At 39.9% G+C, this 22610-nt stretch carries 21 protein-coding genes; 15 read left to right on the forward strand and 6 right to left on the reverse strand.

What is annotated here, in order from left to right:
• Positions 1-8: 8 nt before the first annotated feature.
• The 3 genes from metG to ffh all read left to right on the forward strand — a co-directional run bounded on the left by metG (position 9) and on the right by ffh (position 4318).
• Positions 9-2006 carry a methionine--tRNA ligase gene (gene metG, locus JJN14_RS04340; protein ID WP_201059038.1) on the forward strand — a complete coding sequence of 666 codons (1998 nt, stop codon included), beginning with the start codon at positions 9-11 and terminating at the stop codon, positions 2004-2006.
• 396 nt (positions 2007-2402) lie between these two features.
• Complete coding sequence (locus JJN14_RS04345; protein WP_004260758.1) at positions 2403-2735, forward strand: putative DNA-binding protein; 333 nt, start codon at positions 2403-2405, stop codon at positions 2733-2735.
• A gap of 11 nt (positions 2736-2746) precedes the next feature.
• Entirely contained in the window at positions 2747-4318 is a 1572-nt protein-coding gene (gene ffh / locus JJN14_RS04350; RefSeq protein WP_201059039.1) for a signal recognition particle protein, read from the forward strand.
• A gap of 83 nt (positions 4319-4401) precedes the next feature.
• Here the strand turns inward: ffh and JJN14_RS04355 are convergent, their stop codons facing one another.
• From JJN14_RS04355 to guaA, 5 genes are all read right to left on the reverse strand, one after another.
• The gene (locus JJN14_RS04355) at positions 4402-5400 is read right to left on the reverse strand and encodes a sensor histidine kinase (RefSeq protein ID WP_049511081.1); all 999 of its coding nucleotides are present in this window, start codon (positions 5398-5400) and stop codon (positions 4402-4404) included.
• Positions 5384-6073 carry a response regulator transcription factor gene (locus JJN14_RS04360; RefSeq protein WP_042751014.1) on the reverse strand — a complete coding sequence of 230 codons (690 nt, stop codon included), beginning with the start codon at positions 6071-6073 and terminating at the stop codon, positions 5384-5386. The genes JJN14_RS04355 and JJN14_RS04360 overlap by 17 nt, the downstream gene beginning before the upstream one ends.
• Before the next feature lie 42 nt (positions 6074-6115).
• Positions 6116-8170, reverse strand: a complete 2055-nt coding sequence (locus JJN14_RS04365; protein ID WP_201059040.1) for an FtsX-like permease family protein — start codon at positions 8168-8170, stop codon at positions 6116-6118.
• Positions 8160-8933 (reverse strand): ABC transporter ATP-binding protein, encoded by a 774-nt coding sequence (locus JJN14_RS04370; protein ID WP_201059041.1) that lies wholly within the window; start codon positions 8931-8933, stop codon positions 8160-8162. Before JJN14_RS04370 ends, JJN14_RS04365 begins: the two co-directional genes overlap by 11 nt.
• Positions 8934-9188: 255 nt before the next feature.
• Entirely contained in the window at positions 9189-10751 is a 1563-nt protein-coding gene (gene guaA / locus JJN14_RS04375; protein WP_012972538.1) for a glutamine-hydrolyzing GMP synthase, read from the reverse strand.
• A 141-nt stretch (positions 10752-10892) separates the two neighbouring features.
• On the opposite strand from guaA, the gene JJN14_RS04380 reads away from it, so the two are divergent.
• From JJN14_RS04380 to sdbB, 12 genes are all read left to right on the forward strand, one after another.
• The gene (locus tag JJN14_RS04380) at positions 10893-11591 is read left to right on the forward strand and encodes a GntR family transcriptional regulator (RefSeq protein WP_070479296.1); all 699 of its coding nucleotides are present in this window, start codon (positions 10893-10895) and stop codon (positions 11589-11591) included.
• 138 nt (positions 11592-11729) lie between these two features.
• Positions 11730-13016 (forward strand): peptidase U32 family protein, encoded by a 1287-nt coding sequence (locus tag JJN14_RS04385; RefSeq protein ID WP_000169063.1) that lies wholly within the window; start codon positions 11730-11732, stop codon positions 13014-13016.
• Positions 13017-13331: 315 nt separating this feature from the next.
• Complete coding sequence (locus JJN14_RS04390; RefSeq protein WP_001054560.1) at positions 13332-13532, forward strand: F0F1 ATP synthase subunit C; 201 nt, start codon at positions 13332-13334, stop codon at positions 13530-13532.
• 33 nt (positions 13533-13565) lie between these two features.
• Positions 13566-14276, forward strand: coding sequence for a F0F1 ATP synthase subunit A (atpB, locus tag JJN14_RS04395; RefSeq protein WP_000392870.1), 711 nt, complete (start codon positions 13566-13568; stop codon positions 14274-14276).
• Positions 14277-14289: 13 nt separating this feature from the next.
• Positions 14290-14784, forward strand: a complete 495-nt coding sequence (atpF, locus tag JJN14_RS04400; RefSeq protein WP_001103468.1) for a F0F1 ATP synthase subunit B — start codon at positions 14290-14292, stop codon at positions 14782-14784.
• Entirely contained in the window at positions 14784-15320 is a 537-nt protein-coding gene (locus tag JJN14_RS04405) for a F0F1 ATP synthase subunit delta (RefSeq protein WP_049502213.1), read from the forward strand. Before atpF ends, JJN14_RS04405 begins: the two co-directional genes overlap by 1 nt.
• A 14-nt stretch (positions 15321-15334) precedes the next feature.
• Entirely contained in the window at positions 15335-16840 is a 1506-nt protein-coding gene (gene atpA / locus JJN14_RS04410) for a F0F1 ATP synthase subunit alpha (protein WP_201059042.1), read from the forward strand.
• Between the two features lie 15 nt (positions 16841-16855).
• Positions 16856-17734: a F0F1 ATP synthase subunit gamma gene (locus JJN14_RS04415; RefSeq protein ID WP_201059043.1), complete on the forward strand. Its 879-nt coding sequence runs from the start codon at positions 16856-16858 to the stop codon at positions 17732-17734.
• Positions 17735-17819: 85 nt separating this feature from the next.
• Complete coding sequence (atpD, locus tag JJN14_RS04420; RefSeq protein ID WP_000094358.1) at positions 17820-19226, forward strand: F0F1 ATP synthase subunit beta; 1407 nt, start codon at positions 17820-17822, stop codon at positions 19224-19226.
• 10 nt (positions 19227-19236) lie between these two features.
• Positions 19237-19656 carry a F0F1 ATP synthase subunit epsilon gene (locus JJN14_RS04425; protein ID WP_004256585.1) on the forward strand — a complete coding sequence of 140 codons (420 nt, stop codon included), beginning with the start codon at positions 19237-19239 and terminating at the stop codon, positions 19654-19656.
• Between the two features lie 194 nt (positions 19657-19850).
• Complete coding sequence (gene ccdA2 / locus JJN14_RS04430) at positions 19851-20558, forward strand: thiol-disulfide oxidoreductase-associated membrane protein CcdA2 (RefSeq protein WP_201059044.1); 708 nt, start codon at positions 19851-19853, stop codon at positions 20556-20558.
• An 11-nt stretch (positions 20559-20569) separates the two neighbouring features.
• A complete protein-coding gene (gene sdbB / locus JJN14_RS04435; protein WP_201059045.1) occupies positions 20570-21136 on the forward strand; it encodes a thiol-disulfide oxidoreductase-associated lipoprotein SdbB in 567 nt (188 codons plus the stop codon).
• 190 nt (positions 21137-21326) lie between these two features.
• Here the strand turns inward: sdbB and pbp3 are convergent, their stop codons facing one another.
• Complete coding sequence (gene pbp3 / locus JJN14_RS04440) at positions 21327-22568, reverse strand: D-alanyl-D-alanine carboxypeptidase PBP3 (RefSeq protein WP_201059046.1); 1242 nt, start codon at positions 22566-22568, stop codon at positions 21327-21329.
• Positions 22569-22610 lie beyond the last annotated feature (42 nt).

Here is a 22610-nt window from a genome sequence, read left to right on the forward strand (position 1 = left end):
GAAAAATTATGTCTGAAAAGAATTTTTATATTACAACGCCGATTTACTATCCATCTGGTAAACTTCATATCGGTTCTGCCTACACAACCATCGCCTGTGATGTCCTAGCTCGCTACAAACGCCTCATGGGCTACGATGTCTTTTATCTGACAGGTCTTGACGAGCATGGTCAGAAAATCCAGCAAAAAGCTGAAGAAGCTGGCATCACACCTCAAGCTTATGTTGATGGGATGGCAGTTGGAGTTAAAGAACTCTGGCAATTACTCGATATCTCCTATGATAAATTTATCCGTACAACTGATGACTACCATGAAAAAGTAGTGGCGCAGGTCTTTGAACGCTTGCTTGCTCAAGATGACATCTACTTGGGTGAATACTCGGGCTGGTATTCAGTATCAGATGAGGAATTCTTTACAGAAAGCCAGCTTGCGGAAGTTTTCCGTGACGAAGCTGGAAATGTGACGGGCGGTATTGCTCCATCAGGTCACGAAGTGGAATGGGTATCTGAAGAATCATACTTCCTTCGCCTCAGCAAGTACCAAGACCGCTTAGTCGAATTTTTCAAAGCTCATCCTGAATTTATCACTCCAGATGGTCGTCTGAATGAAATGCTTCGCAACTTCATCGAGCCTGGTTTGGAAGATTTGGCGGTTTCTCGTACAACCTTTACCTGGGGTGTTCCAGTACCATCTAATCCAAAACACGTTGTATACGTTTGGATTGATGCCCTTTTGAACTATGCGACAGCGCTTGGATACGGTCAAGACGAACATGGTAACTTTGACAAGTTCTGGAATGGAACTGTCTTCCACATGGTAGGAAAAGACATCCTTCGTTTCCACTCAATCTACTGGCCAATCCTTCTTATGATGTTGGATATCAAATTGCCAGATCGTTTGATTGCCCATGGTTGGTTTGTCATGAAAGACGGCAAAATGTCTAAATCTAAAGGGAATGTGGTCTATCCTGAAATGTTGGTAGAGCGCTATGGACTAGATCCACTTCGTTACTACCTCATGCGTAGCCTTCCAGTTGGTTCAGACGGAACCTTTACTCCTGAAGATTATGTTGGACGTATCAACTATGAATTGGCCAACGACCTTGGAAACCTCCTCAATCGTACGGTTTCTATGATTAACAAGTACTTTGATGGACAAATTCCTGCCTATGTAGAAGGTGTGACTGAATTTGACCATGCTCTTGCTCAAGTAGCTGCCGAATCAATCGCTGATTACCATACACACATGGAAGCAGTTGACTACCCACGTGCCCTTGAAGCAGTATGGACTCTGATCTCTCGTACTAATAAATACATCGACGAGACAGCTCCATGGGTCTTGGCTAAGGATGAAGCTCTTCGTGACCAATTGGCAAGTGTTATGAGCCACTTGGCAGCCAGCCTTCGTGTTGTAGCTCACATGATTGAGCCGTTTATGATGGAAACCAGTCGTGCAGTATTGGCACAACTTGGTCTTTCAGAAGTTTCTAGCCTAGAAAACTTGAGCTTGGCTGCTTTCCCTGAGGGTGTAACAGTAGTTGCTAAAGGAACACCAATCTTCCCACGTCTGGATATGGAAGAAGAAATCGCCTATATCAAAGAACAAATGGAAGGAAATAAACCAGCAGTCGAAAAAGAATGGAATCCGGATGAAGTTGAGCTCAAACTTAACAAGGATGAAATCAAGTTTGAAGACTTTGACAAGGTTGAAATTCGTGTCGCCGAAGTCAAAGAAGTTTCCAAAGTGGAAGGTTCTGATAAGTTGCTTCAATTCCGCCTAGATGCTGGTGATGGAGAAGACCGTCAAATCCTCTCAGGAATTGCAAAATACTATCCAAATGAACAAGAATTGGTCGGCAAGAAAGTCCAAATTGTTGCCAACCTCAAACCACGTAAAATGATGAAAAAATATGTCAGCCAAGGGATGATTCTCTCAGCTGAACATGATGGACAATTAACCCTTCTTACAGTTGATCCAGCTGTACCAAACGGAAGTGTGATTGGGTAAAAGTAAAAGACCAACGTTATCCACGTTGGTTTCAGATTTAAGACAAAGCCTATAGACTACAAGTTTCTAAGGGCTTTTCTTTGTTGACTAAACTGAGATTTTCATTGAAGGGATTCGTATTATGGTCGCAGACAATAGCCACAAATATACTCACTAAGTTCTAGGCAAGTAAGTTGGATTCATGAGTGGCAACTGGAAGTTGAGATTGGCTTGGATCTGAAAAAACACGGGGAAAAAGCCGCTTGACCCTCAAAAGAAAGCGAACCTAAATCGAAAAAAATTCTACGTTGAAAAGTTATGTGGAAGTTGCTTTTAGAACTTACCATTATTTTTCTATCTTTATTAGAATGACTTCTAATGTAGAAGTATAATAGATTTTTTGGTATAATAAAGGTTATGGAAATCGAAAAAACCAACCGTATGAATGCGCTCTTTGAATTTTATGCGGCGCTTTTGACAGACAAGCAAATGAATTATATCGAGCTCTACTACGCTGATGATTATAGCCTTGCTGAAATTGCCGAGGAATTTGGTGTCAGTCGTCAGGCTGTTTATGATAATATCAAGCGGACAGAAAAGATTCTGGAAGATTATGAGATGAAATTGCACATGTACTCGGACTACATTGTCCGCAGTCAGATTTTTGACCAGATTTTGGAGCGCTATCCCAAGGATGACTTTCTGAAGGAGCAGATAGAAATTTTAACAAGCATTGATAATAGAGAATAAGAGGAAGAAAAATGGCATTTGAAAGTTTAACAGAACGTTTACAGAACGTCTTTAAAAATCTACGTAAAAAAGGAAAAATCTCTGAATCTGATGTCCAAGAGGCAACCAAAGAAATTCGCTTGGCCTTGCTTGAGGCCGACGTTGCCTTGCCTGTTGTAAAGGACTTTATCAAGAAAGTTCGTGAGCGTGCAGTTGGGCATGAGGTCATTGATACCCTTAATCCTGCGCAACAAATTATTAAAATCGTTGATGAGGAACTGACAGCCGTTTTAGGTTCTGATACGGCGGAGATTATCAAGTCACCTAAAATTCCTACAATCATCATGATGGTTGGTTTGCAGGGGGCTGGTAAAACAACCTTTGCTGGTAAATTGGCCAACAAACTCAAGAAAGAAGAAAATGCTCGTCCTTTGATGATTGCCGCGGATATTTATCGTCCTGCTGCCATTGACCAGCTTAAGACCTTGGGGCAACAAATTGATGTGCCTGTTTTTGCACTTGGGACAGAGGTTCCAGCTGTTGAGATTGTACGTCAAGGTTTGGAACAAGCCCAAACCAATCACAACGACTATGTCTTGATTGATACGGCAGGTCGTTTGCAGATTGATGAGCTTTTGATGAATGAGCTTCGTGACGTGAAAGCCTTGGCTCAACCAAATGAAATCTTGCTTGTCGTTGATGCCATGATTGGTCAGGAAGCGGCAAATGTTGCGCGTGAGTTCAATGCTCAGTTGGAAGTGACTGGGGTGATCCTTACTAAGATTGATGGGGATACTCGTGGTGGTGCGGCTCTATCTGTTCGTCACATTACTGGAAAACCAATCAAGTTCACTGGTACAGGTGAAAAGATTACGGACATTGAAACCTTCCACCCAGACCGTATGTCAAGCCGTATCCTTGGCATGGGGGATATGCTTACTCTGATTGAGAAAGCTTCTCAAGAATACGATGAGCAAAAAGCCCTTGAAATGGCTGAGAAGATGCGTGAAAACACCTTTGATTTCAATGATTTCATCGATCAATTAGATCAGGTGCAAAACATGGGGCCGATGGAAGACTTGCTCAAGATGATTCCAGGTATGGCCAACAATCCAGCTCTTCAAAACATGAAGGTAGATGAGCGTCAGATTGCTCGTAAACGTGCCATCGTATCTTCAATGACACCTGAAGAACGTGAAAATCCAGATTTGCTAAATCCAAGCCGTCGCCGTCGTATCGCTGCAGGTTCTGGAAATACCTTTGTCGAAGTCAATAAATTCATCAAAGACTTTAACCAGGCTAAACAGCTCATGCAAGGTGTTATGTCTGGAGATATGAACAAGATGATGAAGCAGATGGGAATCAATCCAAACAATCTTCCTAAAAATATGCCAAATATGGGAGGAATGGATATGTCTGCCCTTGAAGGAATGATGGGACAAGGTGGTATGCCTGACTTATCAACTCTAGGAGGAGCGGGAATGCCAGATATGAGCCAGATGTTTGGTGGTGGACTAAAAGGTAAAATCGGTGAATTTGCTATGAAACAGTCAATGAAACGCATGGCTAACAAAATGAAGAAAGCGAAGAAGAAACGCAAATAAAAAAGGAAAGCAGAAGTGCTTTCCTTTTTGATATAGCATATGTGCTTTCTATGATTAGGCAATTTTCTTAATCGAAAAATTGACTAAATAGAAAGAGAGATTTCAAATCCTTGCGTCCATTCGGATTTTACTGTGATTTCGATTTTTAAAGCATCTGCTAATTGTTTGACTAGATAGAGCCCCATACCTGTTGATTTTTTCCTTGTATCACCTGAATCACCTGTAAAGCCTTTTTCAAAGATATGAGGAAGGTCACAAGCTTTAACTCCGCAACCATTATCCCTAATAATCAGACTTGTGCGCCCCTTATCTTTTGACATAGAAATACTGAGTTCGGGCTTGTCAGAGCTATATTTAAGGGCGTTGGCGAGTATTTGAGAGAGGATAAATTCAAAACTGCGTTGATCGGTGTAGCAGATTCCTTGTATGTTCTCTAGCTGAATCGTAAATTTCTTTTCTTTGAGCAAGGGATCAAAGTTTTCCAAAAGATCTTGGATACACTCTTGGAGGTCAAGGTCTTCAAATAGAAAATCATTTTTTTCACTTTTCACCCTGTAATAGAATAGTATCTGTGATACATTTCCTTGGATTTGATTTTTCACATAGTCCAACTTAAAAGTTGTATCCTTTGGCAACTGGTCACTTTGATTGTCTAAAAGGAGGGAAAGAAGCGATAGAGGGAGTTTGATTTCATGAGCCCATTTTTCAACATAGTCCTCGTATTCGGCTAGTAATGAGTTGAGCTTTCCTATTTCCGCTTGCCTTTGGTAAAGCGCATTTGCGATTTCTTCGATGCTTTCTTTCTCTGAGGCACTTGATAAACGCAATAATTCCAGCTCAGTATCGACCTTGGGATTGGCTATGAAGGCTTTATAGGCAGCGGATTTTTTTCTTTCTTTTCTTATCAGTAGGAATGATAGGATGAAAAAGAGCAGGACAGTAGCTAAAAGATAGAGAATGATGAGGGCTTGAAACTTTCTCACGTCTGAAAGCCAAAGCAGGACAGCTGTGAATAGATCAAATGCTAAGAGAACAAGTAACCAAGGCAGATAGGTAGCCAAATATTTAGGATTCTGTTTCATATTCCCTTTCCTCTTCCAATTTGTAACCGATGCCTCTGACGGACTTGACTTGAAGTGCAATACCAGCCTGTTTCATCACCTTTTTGAGTCTTGCAATATTTACTTGAAGGGCATTTTCATCGATGAACTCAGTTGTATTCCACAGTTTCATGCTTAGTTCTTCTTTTGTGACGACAGAATCAGTTGCCACTAATAAAGTTTCTAATAATTTCCCTTGATTTTGGGGGAGTAAAATCGAGTGTCCATTGATATAAAGGGTATAGGTCTGTCTATCCAGCAGAAAATTATCTTTTTCAAGTAGATTTTGTCTGCCTTCATAGCGTTTCAAGATATTTTCTATACGTGCCAAAAATCTTTCTTTCTTGAAAGGCTTTGTTAGATACTCATCTGCCCCTAATTTCAGGGCGTAGATTTCATCTTTTAATTGTTCACGGGAAGTGAGAACCAATATAGGGACAGAGCGTTTTGACTTGAGATTTTTACAAATTTGAAAACCTGTTTCTCCTGGCAAATTCAAATCCAGTATGATTAGATCTGTATCGTATTGCAGCACTTGCTGGCTTGTATCTTTGAAGTCAGTCAACTTATCAACTTGATAACCCGCTTTCTCTAACAAGATGACAATTTCATCTCGAATCAAGGCTTCATCTTCAATAACCAGAATATGCTTCATATCGGTTCCTCCTTTTCCTATTTTATTCTACCTTATTCTACCTTATTCATCTCTTTTGGGTTCCATTAATGACAATAAGTACTTGTTGCTATTTTTCTTTACAATTCTGATATAGATGACTTCAAAGCCAGCTAACAGCAGTACGATCAGCATGGCTGTGATAAATCTATGCCCCATAACCATTCTTGCGCTAGTGGGCACTATTCCTATGAGGAGGGAGCTCACTCCGAAGCTACTACTGATAAGTGCAAGGGCTATTGGTAGACCGAAATACCAGTTGACTTGCTTTTCTGACGATTTACAAAGAGTTTCGTAGTTGGCACCAAGATGGATTAAGGTCTGGTATCGTCTATAGGATTGTCTTTGTCCCATCAAAAACTGAACGCCGATAATTGTATTTGCGACAACAAGGAAGATGATAGACAGATAGATGGTGACATAGCTGGCAGAGATAATGTAAAACAATTGTCTTCCCATATTTTGTATATAGCTTTCATAGCCAAGAGAGGTTTGATTTAGCTTTTCATTGGTATCTGAGATAGCTCTCATCAAGCCTTTTTCCTTGACTAGCTCAGGAGCCAAGATACCGCTAACATAGTTCGAATAGCGACCGTCTGTATAGCTCATAAAAATCTCATCTGGAACTATGAGAGCGACAGAGAGGGTTATCTCATGATCCGTTACGATTGGCAAAGACTCCACCTCGCCAATCAATTTTACATCATTTCCCATGACTTTGATTTGAGGTTTTGTCTTTAGGACAGAGTTGACGAGACTTTCATCTGGCAGAAAATCTTTCCCCATATACAAATATGCTTCCTTATTAGTTAGTTCTAGAGGGGGAAGATTGGCAGCCTTTTTAAGTTCATTGTATTCGGAAACTGGTATGAGGTGGAAATTAGTAGACTGTTTAAATTTATGAAGCAAAACTTCCTTGTTCTTGTTGTCTTTTTGATTTTTCAACTCCTTGATGACCTCTTCAAAGGACACGGATTCGTGTTCTTTAGTTTGGCCTACTTTAATTTGCAGAATCTTTGAAAACTGTGATACTAGTCCGGCAGCTTCAAGCTCTTTTTTAACTGCATTTACATCAAGATTTTCATCTGTTTCCTGCTTGCTATCTCTAAATGTATAATCCAATACGTGGGTTTGATTGCCTGGATTGCCGCTTGCAATGGCCACACCTGCTCCAAAGAGGCACAAGGCAGAGAAAATTAAGAGGGAGCAGACAGCCAGTATAGTTGAGCGTTGGATAACTAATTCCTGAATCTGTCTAAAATTATAGGCATGAAGTTTTCTATTGTTTCCAAGCTTGACCAAAAAGTCTATAAATAAACGCATACCAAAGAAGAGTAGGATAGTTCCCAGAGTTCCTAAGAGAACGGTGATGCCCATTGTTATGACATTTTCCCAAGCTTGTCCACTCATACCCATGTAATAGGCTGTTCCTAGAAGCAAAATTCCGAGGACAGAAGCAAGAAGGTACACCCCCTTGGGGAGTAGTTTCTTCATCCCAGAAGGAGAATAGGCGAGCAGGTTTCCGATTTCCATATTGGCAGTCTTTGTACTTAAAAGGACAAAAACAGCTAATTTTACGGCTAGGAAGCCGATGACTGTATAGAGTAGAGCTGTGGTAGATAGAGAAAATTGATGTTCAATAATCCCTAGTCCCACAATTTTAGCGGTTATTAGGCTAATCAATTCTGAAATTAAGATGGAAATAGGAAGGCCTATTCCAAGGGCAAGGACACTGTTTCTCAAATCCTCGAGTAGGAGCAGTAAGAAGAGTTTGCTTCTTCGCATGCCCAGTGTGAGATAGACACCAAATTCATGTTTTCTCCTTTCTATCTGCATACTGCTTGAGAAGTAGACTAGAAAAAAGAGAATAAAGAGCGTTGCTACATAAAGAATGGGAATCATGCTAAAGAGTTTATTTACAGCGTCACTTTCTATTTGTTTTAGAAAGTGCATCACATCTTGATGAGACAAAGAAAGGATGATGTAAAAGGAGATAATAGACAGAACCATAGAACTGAAATACAAGCCGTTATTTTTTCGATCTCTCTTGCTATTTCTTGAGACTAATTTAGAAAACATTACCATCACCTCCAGCTAGTGCAGCCATGACCTTTAGTATTCTGTGGTAGAAGTCTTCTTGACTTTCTCTTGGATAATCGCGACGGATTTCATGGAATAGTTTTCCATCTTGGATAAACAAGATGCGGTTGCAAAAGCTAGCTGCTACGGAATCGTGAGTCACCATGAGAATGGTGGTTTCTTCCACTTGATTCATTTCGGATAATTTTTGCATCAAAATGGTCGCATTTTTTGAATCCAAAGCCCCTGTGGGCTCGTCCGCAAATACAATCTTAGGGTCTAAAATTAAGGCGCGCGCAGCAGCTACCCTTTGCCGTTGACCACCTGATAATTGAGATGGGAACTTATTTAGAAGTTCAGAAATATCCAGATACTGGGAAAGCAATTCTAACCGAACCTTGCTTTCATTAGCATCGACCTTGTGCAAAGATAAGGGAAGTAAAATATTCTCTTTGGCAGTCAGATTGTCCAAAAGCTCAAAATTCTGGAAGAGATAGCCAATTTCCTTGCCACGATAATCAGCCAAATGGTTCCCTTTTAACTGACTTAAATCTTTTCCTTGCATTTGAATAGAGCCATCAGTTGGCTTGATAATAGTAGCGAGACAGTTAAGAAGAGTTGTTTTCCCAGAACCGCTACTCCCCATAATTCCTAAGAACTCACCTTTTACAACTTGAAAAGATATGCTATCCAAGGCTTTGGTAATATTGGGACCTTTCCCATAATACTTTTTTAATGATTCTACTCGTAAAATTGTGTCCATGTGAAACACCTCCATTTTTTGTTACTTTCATTATAATATGAATCAGAGTAGAATAATACTTACGGATGATGTAAGAAATCTTTATCGCTGACTTTTATAATCAGGTTATTGGAGCTATACTTACTATATTATAGCATGGTTTCAGGGATTTAAAAAGAGGAGTAGAGGTTGAAAAATTTTCCTAATATTGAGATCATAAAAAATAATACCACTGAAGTTCATGATCCAGCGGTATTATTTTTATTATAGAAAACTCTATTCCCACTCAACAGTTGCAGGTGGTTTACTTGTAATATCGTAGACGATACGGTTAACATGGTCTACTTCGTTTACGATACGTACAGAAATCTTTTGAAGGACATCCCAAGGAATCTTTGCAAAGTCAGCTGTCATACCATCGATAGAAGTGATAGCACGAATGGCGATTGTGTAATCATAAGTACGACCATCACCCATAACACCAACTGAACGAACACCTGTATTAACTGTGAAGTATTGCCAGATATCGCGGTCAAGACCTGCTTTAGCAATTTCCTCACGAAGAATAGCGTCTGACTCACGAACTGTTTCTAGCTTTTCTTCAGTGATTTCACCCATAACACGGATAGCAAGTCCTGGTCCTGGGAATGGTTGGCGCCATACGATATGGTCTGGCATACCAAGCTCTGTACCAAGGGCACGAACTTCGTCTTTATAGAGAGTGTTGAGTGGTTCAATCAATTCAAACTGCATGTCTTCTGGAAGACCACCCACGTTGTGGTGTGACTTGATAGTTTGAGCTGTATCTGTACCAGACTCGATAACGTCTGTATATAAGGTACCTTGAGCAAGGAATTTCACATCTTTGAGCTTACTTGCCTCGTCATCAAATACATACACAAATTCATTACCGATGATTTTACGTTTTTGTTCTGGGTCAGAAACGCCAGCAAGTTTGTCAAGGAAACGTTTAGCAGCGTCTGCTTTGACGATATTCAAACCAAACTTACCACCGAGCATGTCCATAACTTGATCAGCTTCACCTTTACGAAGAAGACCGTGGTCTACGAAGATACAGATCAATTGATCGCCGATCGCTTTTTGAAGAAGAACCCCAACGACAGATGAGTCAACTCCACCTGATAAACCAAGAAGGACACGTTTATCACCGACGGTTTCACGAATTTTTTGGATCTGCATATCAATGAAATTATCCATTGACCAATCGCCTTTAGCCTTACAAATGTTAAGAGCAAAATTACGAAGGATATCATTTCCGTATACAGAATGACGAACTTCTGGGTGGAACTGGATACCGTAAATGTGTTTATCTGGATTTTCGATGGCTGCGTATGGGCAGTCAGCTGATGTACCTGTACGAACAAAGTCAGAAGGAATCTCAGTAACCGCATCACCATGGCTCATCAGAACAGTCTGTTCATCAGGTGTTGATTCAAAAAGAGCTGATGGTGTGTGAGTAAGAGTGGATTGACCGTATTCACGATTCCCAGCGTCACCTGCAGGAACAACTTTTCCTCCAAGTTTATGGGTCAATAACTGCATACCGTAACAAATTCCCAAAATAGGAATTCCGAGTTCGAAGATTTCTGGGTCAATATCGAATGAACCATCTTCGTATACAGAGTTTGGACCACCTGATAGGATAATTCCTACAGGATTGATTTCACGAACTTCAGCAGCTGAAATTTTATGGCTCTTTAGTTCTGAAAAAACGCCAATCTCACGGATACGGCGTGAAATCAGCTGGTTGTATTGGCTACCATAGTCCAATACGATGATTTTTTCTACATCTTGCAAATCAGTTGAAATGTTGCTCATCTTTTTCCTTTCTCAAAAGAAATATCTTTTTTCAATATTCTATCACAAATAAGGGCGAATTACCAACTAAACAAGGCGAAGTTTGACTTTTTCTTGTTTATTAGGGTACAATAGAGAAAAGATAGAAATGAAGTGAAAAATATGCTACCTGCTTATATGAAAATCCATGATCAGATTAAAAAGGATATTGACGATCACCGTTGGGCTATTGGGGAGAGGCTTCCTAGTGAACGAGATTTAGCAGAGCAGTTTGAGGTCAGTCGCATGACCCTCCGCCAAGCTGTATCTCTATTAGTTGAAGAAGGTGTCTTAGAGCGCCGCGTAGGAAGTGGCACCTTTGTTTCCAGTACTCGGGTACAAGAAAAGATGCGAGGGACAACCAGTTTTACTGAAATTGTTAAGTCCCAAGGCAAAGTCCCCTCTAGCCAGCTTATTTCCTACAGAAAAACTATTCCCAATGAGCAGGAAGTTGCTAAGCTAGGAATTTCTCCAACGGAGAATATTATCCGAATGGAGCGGGTTCGCTATGCCGACAAAGTTCCTCTGGTTTATGAAGTTGCTTCTATTCCTGAAAAATTCATTAAGGATTTTAAAAAAGAAGAAATCACCAGTCATTTCTTCCAAACCCTGCAAAAACACGGCTACCGTATCGGTAAATCACAACAGACTATTTATGCTCGCCTTGCTAAAGAAAAGATTGCTCACTATTTGGAAGTTGAAAGAGGACATGCTATTCTTGGATTAACCCAGGTTTCCTACCTGGAAGATGGGACAGCTTTTGAATACGTGAAAAGTCAGTATGTCGGCGAACGTTTTGAATTTTACCTTGAAAATAACTAGTATAGAAAGGCTAGTTTTTTTACTTTCTTAAAAGATTAGAATTGTCAAAACAATCTGTCTAGGCTTGATTTTATGGATTATTTACTATAAAATGAGAAGGAAAAACGTCAAACTTTTATATTGCAAATAGGAGAAAACATGACAAAAACATTAAAACGTCCTGAGGTTTTATCACCTGCTGGGACTTTAGAGAAGCTAAAGGTAGCTGTTCAGTATGGAGCAGATGCTGTCTTTATCGGTGGTCAGGCCTATGGTCTTCGTAGCCGTGCAGGAAACTTTACCTTTGAACAGATGGAAGAAGGCGTGCAGTTTGCGGCTAAGTATGGAGCTAAGGTCTATGTAGCTGCCAATATGGTTATGCACGAAGGAAATGAAGCTGGTGCTGGTGAGTGGTTCCGTAAACTGCGTGATATCGGGATTGCAGCAGTTATCGTATCTGACCCAGCCTTGATTATGATTGCAGCAACAGAAGCACCAGGTCTTGAAATCCACCTCTCTACCCAAGCAAGTGCCACTAACTATGAAACTCTTGAGTTCTGGAAAGAACTAGGCTTAACTCGTGTCGTTTTGGCGCGTGAGGTTTCAATGGAAGAATTGGCAGAAATTCGCAAACGTACAGACGTTGAGATTGAAGCCTTTGTTCATGGAGCTATGTGTATTTCCTACTCAGGTCGCTGTACGCTTTCAAATCACATGAGTATGCGTGATGCTAACCGTGGTGGTTGCTCTCAGTCTTGCCGTTGGAAGTACGACCTTTACGATATGCCATTTGGGAAAGAACGCAAGAGCTTGAAAGGTGAGATTCCTGAAGAATTTTCTATGTCAGCTGTTGACATGTCCATGATTGACCATATCCCAGATATGATTGAAAATGGTGTGGACAGTCTAAAAATCGAAGGACGCATGAAGTCTATTCACTATGTTTCAACAGTAACTAACTGTTATAAGGCGGCTGTTGATGCTTATCTAGAGAGTCCAGAGAAGTTTGAAGCTATCAAGCAAGACTTGATTGATGAGATGTGGAAGGTTGCCCAGCGTGAATTAGCAACAGGTTTCTACTACGGTACACCATCTGAAAATGAGCAGTTGTTTGGTGCTCGTCGTAAAATTCCTGAGTATAAGTTTGTCGCTGAAGTGGTTGCTTATGATGATGCGACGCAAACAGCAACCATTCGTCAACGGAACGTCATTAATGAAGGAGACCAAGTTGAGTTTTATGGCCCAGGTTTCCGTCATTTTGAAACGTATATCGAAGATTTACATGATGCCAAAGGCAATAAAATCGACCGTGCTCCTAATCCAATGGAACTCTTGACTATCAAGGTTCCACAACCTGTTCAAGCTGGAGACATGGTTCGAGCTCTCAAAGAAGGTCTCATCAATCTTTATAAGGAAGATGGAACCAGCGTCACAGTGCGTGCTTAATAAAAATGTAGGATACGAAAGCTTTCTAGTTGCTTTCCCTTTAATTCTTCTTACTAAAAGAGCATTAGGTTAGAGAAAATATATTAATTTCCATCCGAGATTTCATCTCGGATTTTTTCATTATTTTTCAGAAAGACTCAGATAATGGACGCATTTATTACAAGTTTTTTCCAAAATTTTCTATATAATAGACTTAAAAATAGTAAAATTGTAAATAATTTTCATTAAACGCTTTCAACGTAAGTAAAAAGTTGACAAATCCAATTTTTAGGACTAAACTAAGTAAGTAAATTTTAATTAAAAGGAGAATTCGTCATGAATTTAACATTTTTCGGTCTATGTCTTGCCTGTATGGGTGTATCTCTTGGTGAAGGTATGTTGATGAACGGTTTGTTGAAATCAGTTGCTCGCCAACCAGATATCATCTCAGAACTACGTAGTTTGATGATCCTAGGGGTTGCCTTTATTGAAGGTACTTTCTTCGTTACTCTTGTCTTTTCATTTATCATCAAATAAAAGAAGTATAAATTGAAAAAGGGAGGATTTTAGATGGAAGAAAGTATTAATCCAACCATCAATATTGGTCCTGTTACCTTTAATTTAACCATAGTAGTTTTGACTTTGTTGACTGTAGCACTTATTTTTGGCTTTATTTATTGGGCAACTCGAAATATGACTTTGAGACCCACAGGAAAACAAAATGTATTAGAGTATTTATTTGATTTTGTTGTTGGATTTACAAAATCAAACCTTGGTCCAATGATAAAGGATTATTCTCTCTTTTATTTCTGTTTATTCCTATTTATGGCCATTGCAAATAATATTGGCTTAATGGCTAGAATTCAGACTACAGATGGTGTAAATCTTTGGACCTCACCAACAGCAAATTTGTCATTTGACTTGGTCTTGTCTTTTACAATTATCTTAATGACCCACGTAGAAGGAATTCGTCGTCGTGGAATCAAAAAGTATTTAAAAGCATTTGTAACACCAGGTTTTATGACACCAATGAATCTCTTGGAAGAAGTTACCAATCTCCTTTCACTTGCATTGCGGGTCTTTGGTAATATCTTTGCAGGGGAAGTGATGGCAAGTATGTTAGTCCTACTTTCTCATCAGGCCTTCTATTGGTATCCTATTGCTTTTGGAACAAATCTAATCTGGACTGCATTTTCTGTTTTTATTTCTTGTGTACAAGCATATGTATTTACATTGTTATCTTCAATGTACCTAGGAAATAAAATTAATGATGAAGAATAGAAAGGAGTAGTTTATGAATGTAACAGTAGGTGAATTACTTGGTGATTTTATACTAATCGCTGGTTCCTTTATTCTCTTGCTAGTCTTGGTTAAGAAATACGCTTGGTCAAATTTGACTAGTATTTTCGAACAAAGAGCAGAAAAAATTGCAGCAGATATTGACGGAGCTGAACAAGCACGTCAAAAAGCAGAAGTATTGGCTCAGAAACGCGAAGATGAATTGGCTGGTAGCCGTAAAGAAGCTAAGACAATCATTGAGAATGCGAAAGAAACAGCTGAGAAAAGCAAAGCTAGTATTTTAGCAGATGCTAAGCTAGAAGCAGGACGCTTGAAAGAAAAAGCGAACCAAGAAATTGCTCAAAATAAAGCTGAAGCTTTACAAAGCGTTAAGGGTGAGGTAGCAGATTTGACAATCAGCTTGGCTGGTAAAATCATCTCACAAAACCTTGACGGTCATGCCCATAAAGAACTCATTGATCAGTATATCGATCAGTTAGGAGAAGCTTAATGGACAAGAAAACAGTAAAGGTAATTGAAAAATACAGCATGCCTTTTGTCCAATTGGTTTTAGAAAAAGGAGAAGAAGACCGTATCTTTTCAGACTTAGCTCAAATCAAGCAAGTTGCTGAAGAAACAGGCTTACCTTCTTTTTTAAAAAAAGTGGCAGTAGACGAGTCTGACAAGGAAAAAACGATTGCGTTCTTCCAAGATTCAGTGTCGACTTTATTGCAAAACTTTATTCAGGTTCTTATCTACAATCACAGAGCAAATCTTTTTTATGATATTCTTGTAGATTGCTTGAACCGACTTGAAAAAGAAACAAATCGATTTGAAGTGACGATTACGTCAGCTCATCCTTTAACTGATGAACAGAAGAGTCGCTTGCTCCCTTTGATTGAGAAAAAAATGTCTCTTAAAGTAAGGAGTGTAAAAGAACAAATCGATGAAAGTCTTATTGGTGGTTTTGTCATTTTTGCCAATCACAAGACAATTGATGTGAGTATTAAACAACAACTTAAAGTTGTTAAAGAAAATTTGAAATAGAAAGTGGTGTTCTTTTGGCAATTAACGCACAAGAAATCAGCGCTTTAATTAAGCAACAAATTGAAAATTTCAAACCCAATTTTGATGTGACTGAAACAGGTGTTGTAACCTATATCGGGGATGGTATCGCGCGTGCTCACGGCCTTGAAAATGCCATGAGTGGAGAGTTGTTGATTTTTGAAAACGGCTCTTATGGTATGGCTCAAAACTTGGAGTCAACAGACGTCGGTATTATCATCCTAGGTGACTTTACTGATATCCGTGAAGGCGATACAATCCGCCGTACAGGTAAAATCATGGAAGTCCCAGTAGGTGAAAGTCTGATTGGTCGTGTTGTGGACCCACTTGGTCGTCCAGTTGACGGCCTTGGAGAAATCCACACTGACAAAACTCGTCCAGTAGAAGCACCAGCTCCTGGTGTTATGCAACGTAAGTCTGTATCAGAACCATTGCAAACTGGTTTGAAAGCTATTGACGCCCTTGTACCGATTGGTCGTGGTCAACGTGAGTTGATTATCGGTGACCGTCAGACAGGGAAAACAACTATTGCGATTGATACAATCTTGAACCAAAAAGGTCAAGATATGATCTGTATCTATGTAGCGATTGGACAAAAAGAATCAACAGTTCGTACACAAGTAGAAACACTACGTCAGTACGGTGCCTTGGACTACACAATCGTTGTGACAGCCTCTGCTTCACAACCATCTCCATTGCTCTTCCTAGCTCCTTATGCTGGGGTTGCCATGGCGGAAGAATTTATGTACCAAGGTAAGCATGTTTTGATCGTTTATGATGATCTTTCAAAACAAGCGGTAGCTTATCGTGAACTGTCTCTCTTGCTTCGTCGTCCTCCAGGTCGTGAAGCCTTCCCAGGGGATGTTTTCTACCTTCACAGCCGTTTGCTTGAGCGTTCAGCTAAAGTTTCTGATGAGCTTGGTGGTGGATCGATTACAGCCCTACCGTTTATCGAGACACAAGCAGGAGATATCTCTGCCTATATCGCAACCAACGTGATTTCAATCACTGATGGACAAATCTTCCTTGGTGATGGTCTCTTCAATGCGGGTATTCGTCCAGCCATTGACGCGGGTTCATCTGTATCTCGTGTAGGTGGTTCTGCACAAATTAAAGCCATGAAGAAGGTTGCTGGTACACTTCGTATCGACCTTGCTTCATACCGTGAGTTGGAAGCCTTCACTAAATTTGGTTCTGACTTGGATGCAGCAACACAGGCTAAGTTGAACCGTGGACGTCGTACAGTTGAGGTCTTGAAACAACCTGTTCATAAACCATTACCTGTTGAGAAACAAGTAACCATTCTCTATGCTTTGACACATGGTTTCTTGGATACCGTTCCTGTAGATGATATTGTTCGTTTCGAGGAAGAGTTCCATGTCTTCTTTGATGCTCAACATCCAGAGATTTTGGAAACCATTCGTGATACAAAAGACTTGCCAGAAGAAGCAGTCTTGGATGCTGCGATTACAGAGTTTCTCAATCAAACCAGCTTCCAATAAGAATAGAGGTGTCAGATGGCAGTATCTCTAAATGATATTAAAACAAAAATCGCCTCAACAAAAAATACGAGTCAAATCACTAATGCCATGCAGATGGTATCAGCTGCTAAGCTAGGTCGTTCTGAAGAAGCTGCTCGCAACTTCCAAGTTTATGCTCAGAAAGTTCGTAAACTTTTGACGGATATTCTTCATGGTAATGGAGCTGGTAGTTCAACCAATCCGATGTTGATTAGCCGTCCAGTTAAGAAGACAGGCTATATCGTCATTACTTCAGACCGCGGTTTGGTTGGAGGTTATAATTCCTCTATTCTGAAAGCCGTTATGGAGCTGAAAGAAGAATACCATCCAGACGGTAAAGGTTTTGAAATGATCTGTATTGGTGGAATGGGAGCTGATTTCTTTAAAGCTCGTGGTATTCAACCACTTTATGAACTACGTGGCTTGGCAGATCAACCAAGCTTTGATGAAGTTCGTAAGATTATTTCAAAAACTGTTGAAATGTACCAAAATGAACTTTTTGATGAACTCTATGTCTGCTATAACCATCATGTCAATACGCTAACCAGTCAAATGCGTGTGGAACAAATGCTTCCAATTGTTGACTTGGATCCAAATGAAGCAGATGACAATTACAGCTTGACCTTTGAATTGGAAACTAGCCGTGAAGAAATTTTGGAGCAGTTGTTGCCTCAGTTTGCAGAAAGTATGATTTATGGTGCTATTATCGATGCTAAGACAGCTGAAAATGCTGCTGGTATGACAGCCATGCAAACAGCGACAGATAATGCTAAGAAAGTCATTAATGATTTGACAATTCAGTATAACCGTGCCAGACAGGCGGCGATTACACAAGAAATTACAGAAATCGTAGCAGGAGCTAGTGCCTTAGAATAGGCACTAGTCCAGCTCGTATGAAAATGAACTTAGGACCTAGTTAAGCTAGGGACCGACAGTATCTTATATAGAATAGGAGAAGGAGATGAGTTCAGGTAAAATTGCTCAGGTTATCGGTCCCGTTGTAGACGTCTTGTTTGCAGCAGGGGAAAAACTTCCTGAGATTAACAATGCACTTGTCGTCTACAAAAATGACGAAAGAAAAACAAAAATCGTCCTTGAAGTAGCCTTGGAGTTGGGAGATGGTATGGTCCGTACTATCGCCATGGAATCAACAGATGGTTTGACTCGTGGAATGGAAGTATTGGACACAGGTCGTCCAATCTCTGTACCAGTAGGTAAAGAAACTTTGGGACGTGTCTTCAATGTTTTGGGAGATACCATTGATTTGGAAGCTCCTTTTACAGAAGATGCAGAGCGTCAGCCAATTCATAAAAAAGCTCCAACTTTTGATGAGTTGTCTACCTCTTCTGAAATCCTTGAAACAGGGATTAAGGTTATCGACCTTCTTGCCCCTTACCTTAAAGGTGGTAAGGTTGGACTTTTCGGTGGTGCCGGAGTTGGTAAAACCGTCTTAATCCAAGAATTGATTCACAACATTGCCCAAGAACACGGTGGTATTTCAGTATTTACTGGTGTTGGGGAACGTACTCGTGAGGGTAATGACCTTTACTGGGAAATGAAAGAATCAGGCGTTATCGAGAAAACGGCCATGGTATTTGGTCAGATGAATGAGCCACCAGGAGCACGTATGCGTGTTGCTCTTACTGGTTTGACAATTGCTGAATACTTCCGTGATGTAGAAGGCCAAGACGTGCTTCTCTTTATCGATAATATCTTCCGTTTCACTCAGGCTGGTTCAGAAGTATCTGCCCTTTTGGGTCGTATGCCATCAGCCGTTGGTTACCAACCAACACTTGCTACAGAAATGGGGCAATTGCAAGAACGTATCACATCAACTAAGAAGGGTTCTGTAACCTCTATCCAGGCTATCTATGTGCCAGCGGATGACTATACTGACCCAGCGCCAGCAACAGCCTTCGCTCACTTGGATTCAACAACCAACTTGGAACGTAAGTTGGTACAATTGGGTATCTACCCAGCCGTTGACCCACTTGCTTCAAGCTCACGTGCCTTGGCACCTGAAATCGTTGGAGAAGAGCACTATGCAGTTGCTGCTGAAGTAAAACGTGTCCTTCAACGTTACCATGAATTGCAAGATATCATTGCTATCCTTGGTATGGATGAACTTTCTGATGAAGAAAAGACCTTGGTTGCTCGTGCCCGTCGTATCCAGTTCTTCTTGTCACAAAATTTCAACGTTGCGGAACAATTTACTGGTCAGCCTGGTTCTTATGTTCCAGTTGCTGAAACTGTACGTGGCTTTAAGGAAATCCTTGATGGTAAACATGACCAGTTACCAGAAGATGCCTTCCGTGGTGTAGGTTCTATCGAAGATGTGATTGCAAAAGCTGAAAAAATGGGATTTTAAGAGGTGATCTATGGCTCAGTTAACTGTCCAGATCGTGACACCAGATGGTCTCGTCTATGATCACCATGCCAGCTTTGTATCAGTTCGAACTCTGGATGGTGAGATGGGAATCTTGCCACGACATGAAAATATGATTGCAGTCTTAGCAGTTGATGAGGTTAAGGTTAAACGTGTAGATGATGAAAATCACGTGAACTGGATTGCAGTAAACGGAGGTGTTATCGAAGTTGCCAATGGCGTTGTCACAATTGTTGCTGACTCTGCAGAACGTGCTCGTGATATCGACGTTAGTCGTGCAGAACGTGCCAAGCTTCGAGCAGAGCGTGAAATTGAAGAAGCACAAGACAAACACTTGATTGACCAAGAACGTCGTGCGAAGATTGCACTGCAACGTGCCATTAACCGTATTAATGTCGGAAATAGACTATAAGAAAAAAATGAACTTGAGTTACCAAGTTCATTTTTTATGTTTTCTTAAGGGTAAAACTGATGAAAAATTAGAATCGTCTATTGATATAAAAGATAAAAAAAGATAGCATAATTCAAATTGCGTAGCAGAAATCATACAAATGAAATTGATTATAGTAAAATAGGATTAGAATTATTAAGAAAGTTGGTTTTTTATTGGAAACGATAGTATTTTCAATCTCCGTTTTTTTAGCAGGGATCTTGTCCTTCTTTTCCCCTTGCATTTTTCCTCTGTTACCTGTTTATACTGGAATTTTATTGGATGATCAGGAAAGTGCAAAAAGCTTCTCTCTGTTTGGAAGAAAAGTCGCTTGGTCAGGCTTGATTCGAACGCTGTGCTTTATTGCAGGTATTTCTCTCATTTTCTTTATCTTAGGATTTGGTGCGGGTTACTTTGGTAATATTCTCTATGCCAATTGGTTTCGCTATACCATGGGAACGATTATTATCATTTTAGGTTTACACCAGATGGAAATTTTTCATTTTAAGAAATTAGAGGTTCAAAAAAGCTTTACCTTTAAAAAATCAGATTCTAATCGTTATTGGTCAGCTTTTTTACTTGGTATTACCTTCAGCTTTGGTTGGACGCCTTGTATTGGTCCAGTTTTAAGTTCTGTTTTAGCACTTGCGGCTTCTGGAGGCAATGGCGCTTGGCAAGGAGCGATTTATACCTTGATTTACACTCTTGGGATGGCCATTCCTTTCTTGGTCTTGGCCTTAGCTTCAGGCGTAGTGATGCCTTATTTTAGTAAAATCAAGCGTCATATGATGCTACTAAAGAAAATTGGTGGTTTCCTCATTATTTTAATGGGAATTTTGTTACTATTAGGACAAGTAAATGTTCTAGCTGGTATTTTTGAATAAAGGAGAAAAAGATGAAAAAAGTAATGTTTGCTGGCTTAAGCCTCTTGTCATTAGTAGTATTGATGGCCTGTGGCGAGGAAGAGACTAAAAAGACTCAAGCACCAGAACAATCCCCAAAACAACACCAACAAACGACTGTACAACAAATTGCTGTTGGGAAAGAGGCCCCAGACTTTACATTGCAATCAATGGATGGCAAAGAAGTCAAGTTATCTGATTTTAAGGGAAAAAAAGTCTACTTGAAGTTTTGGGCTTCATGGTGTGGCCCATGTAAGAAAAGTATGCCAGAGTTGATGGAATTAGCTGCGAAACAAGATCGTGATTTCGAAATTCTTAGTGTCATTGCACCAGGAATTCAAGGTGAAAAAACTGTCGAGCAATTTCCACAATGGTTCCAAGATCAAGGATATAAAGATATCCCAGTACTTTATGACACAAAAGGAACCACCTTCCAAGCTTATCAAATTCGAAGCATTCCTACAGAATACCTGATTGATAGTCAAGGAAAGATTGGAAAGATTCAATTTGGTGTCATCAGCAACGAGGATGCAGAAGCAGCCTTTAAAGAAATGAACTAGAATCAAGATTTTAAAATAGTATTTATACAATCAATCCCCTAGATTTTAGATAGTATTAATCTAAGATTTAGGGGATTTTTGCTATCAATAAATTAAGTTTAAAAAAAGAAGGGAGTTCTGTATTATACAGATTCCCCTTCTTTTTCTTTAAACATAATATTTATTTTTTAGCTTTAAGAAGTTTATTATATCATAGCTTCTCGTTGATAAAGCGGATAAACTGATTCCACCAAACTTTTAAGAAGAAGGCTTTTTCAACTTTCTTTTCTGCTACCATTTCAAAACTAGGACGTTCTGTAGTGATGTAACCTTGACCAATCAAATCATTGTCTTCATAAGTTAAATGGCCAACCATTGTTCCAGCTTCAAGTGGTGCTAGGATTGCTTTAGAATCAGGTGTGAATTGAACAGATTGAGAAGATTGATTCCCAATGCGTTCAATTAGAGAGATATCATCTTTGGCAACAGCAGTGACTGTATCTTCTTTTCCGTCTTGTACAGGGACTTTGCTATCTTGATAGGCATCACCTTTCTGAACGATTTTGCGAAGTGTGAATGTAGAAGAGATATAATCTATTAGTGAAGATGTAGCTGTGAAGCGAGCGTAAGGATTATTGTCTTGATGATCCGCATTCAAAACAACTGTGATAACCCTCATGCCTTTTTCGACAGTAGTACCAACAAAAGACTCTCCAGCCTTATCTGTGGTCCCTGTTTTTAATCCATCAAAACCACCGCGATAAGCAGGCATACCCTCTAACATGTAATTGGTAGAAGTGATTGTCATTCCAGCAAAAGTAGAAGAAGGTTTTTTCGTGATTTCTAAGACTTGTGGGTATTTTTTGATGAGGTTGCGAGCAACGATAGCGACATCATAAGCACTGAGCTTATTTTCCTCATCTTTTTTAGAGCCTGGGTAAATGTTGTCACCTAGACTCTCATTGTTAAGCCCCGTCGTATTGACAACAGTTGCATCCGAAATTCCCCATTCCAAGAGTTTTGCCCGCATCATATCGACGAAATCTTTTTCTGAGCCTGCAATTTTCTCAGCTAGCGCAATAGCCGCACTGTTGGCGCTAGATACCAGGGTTGCCTCAAGTAGTTGTTCGACGGTATAATTACGAGCTTCCATAGGAACGTTACTCGCTTCAGAATTTGTCGTTAATTTGTAAGGATAATCAGAAATATCTACCGGAGTTGATAGTGTAATACTGCCGTTTTCCAAGGCTTCATAGACAAGATAAACAGTAATTAACTTTGTGATTGAAGCAATTTCAACTGGCTGGGTTGCATCTTTCTCATAGAGAATTTTACCAGTATTTGCCTCAACAGCAATTGCATGTTTGGCAGCAATATTAAAATCTTGAGCAGCAACAGTAGATGCTGAGCCAATAACGGAAAGGCTTAAAAGAGTTAAAAATATTTTTTTCATAGTAAGTTTATTCTATCATAAAGAAAAAAATATTCCCAGTTT

This window comes from Streptococcus mitis (assembly GCF_016658865.1).
Taxonomy (GTDB): Bacteria; Bacillota; Bacilli; order Lactobacillales; family Streptococcaceae; genus Streptococcus; species Streptococcus mitis_BT.

Bases quoted from the DNA above. Each gene is read 5' to 3' on its own strand.
- JJN14_RS04355 (WP_049511081.1), bottom strand. From the start codon at position 5,400: ATGAAACAGAATCCTAAATATTTGGCTACCTATCTGCCTTGGTTACTT.
- JJN14_RS04390 (WP_001054560.1), top strand. From the start codon at position 13,332: ATGAATTTAACATTTTTCGGTCTATGTCTTGCCTGTATGGGTGTATCT.
- atpD (WP_000094358.1), top strand. From the start codon at position 17,820: ATGAGTTCAGGTAAAATTGCTCAGGTTATCGGTCCCGTTGTAGACGTC.
- JJN14_RS04415 (WP_201059043.1), top strand. From the start codon at position 16,856: ATGGCAGTATCTCTAAATGATATTAAAACAAAAATCGCCTCAACAAAA.
- JJN14_RS04345 (WP_004260758.1), top strand. From the start codon at position 2,403: ATGGAAATCGAAAAAACCAACCGTATGAATGCGCTCTTTGAATTTTAT.
- JJN14_RS04425 (WP_004256585.1), top strand. From the start codon at position 19,237: ATGGCTCAGTTAACTGTCCAGATCGTGACACCAGATGGTCTCGTCTAT.
- atpB (WP_000392870.1), top strand. From the start codon at position 13,566: ATGGAAGAAAGTATTAATCCAACCATCAATATTGGTCCTGTTACCTTT.
- JJN14_RS04360 (WP_042751014.1), bottom strand. From the start codon at position 6,073: ATGAAGCATATTCTGGTTATTGAAGATGAAGCCTTGATTCGAGATGAA.
- pbp3 (WP_201059046.1), bottom strand. From the start codon at position 22,568: ATGAAAAAAATATTTTTAACTCTTTTAAGCCTTTCCGTTATTGGCTCA.
- ffh (WP_201059039.1), top strand. From the start codon at position 2,747: ATGGCATTTGAAAGTTTAACAGAACGTTTACAGAACGTCTTTAAAAAT.
- guaA (WP_012972538.1), bottom strand. From the start codon at position 10,751: ATGAGCAACATTTCAACTGATTTGCAAGATGTAGAAAAAATCATCGTA.
- JJN14_RS04380 (WP_070479296.1), top strand. From the start codon at position 10,893: ATGCTACCTGCTTATATGAAAATCCATGATCAGATTAAAAAGGATATT.
- JJN14_RS04405 (WP_049502213.1), top strand. From the start codon at position 14,784: ATGGACAAGAAAACAGTAAAGGTAATTGAAAAATACAGCATGCCTTTT.
- JJN14_RS04385 (WP_000169063.1), top strand. From the start codon at position 11,730: ATGACAAAAACATTAAAACGTCCTGAGGTTTTATCACCTGCTGGGACT.
- JJN14_RS04365 (WP_201059040.1), bottom strand. From the start codon at position 8,170: ATGTTTTCTAAATTAGTCTCAAGAAATAGCAAGAGAGATCGAAAAAAT.
- atpF (WP_001103468.1), top strand. From the start codon at position 14,290: ATGAATGTAACAGTAGGTGAATTACTTGGTGATTTTATACTAATCGCT.
- metG (WP_201059038.1), top strand. From the start codon at position 9: ATGTCTGAAAAGAATTTTTATATTACAACGCCGATTTACTATCCATCT.
- sdbB (WP_201059045.1), top strand. From the start codon at position 20,570: ATGAAAAAAGTAATGTTTGCTGGCTTAAGCCTCTTGTCATTAGTAGTA.
- JJN14_RS04370 (WP_201059041.1), bottom strand. From the start codon at position 8,933: ATGGACACAATTTTACGAGTAGAATCATTAAAAAAGTATTATGGGAAA.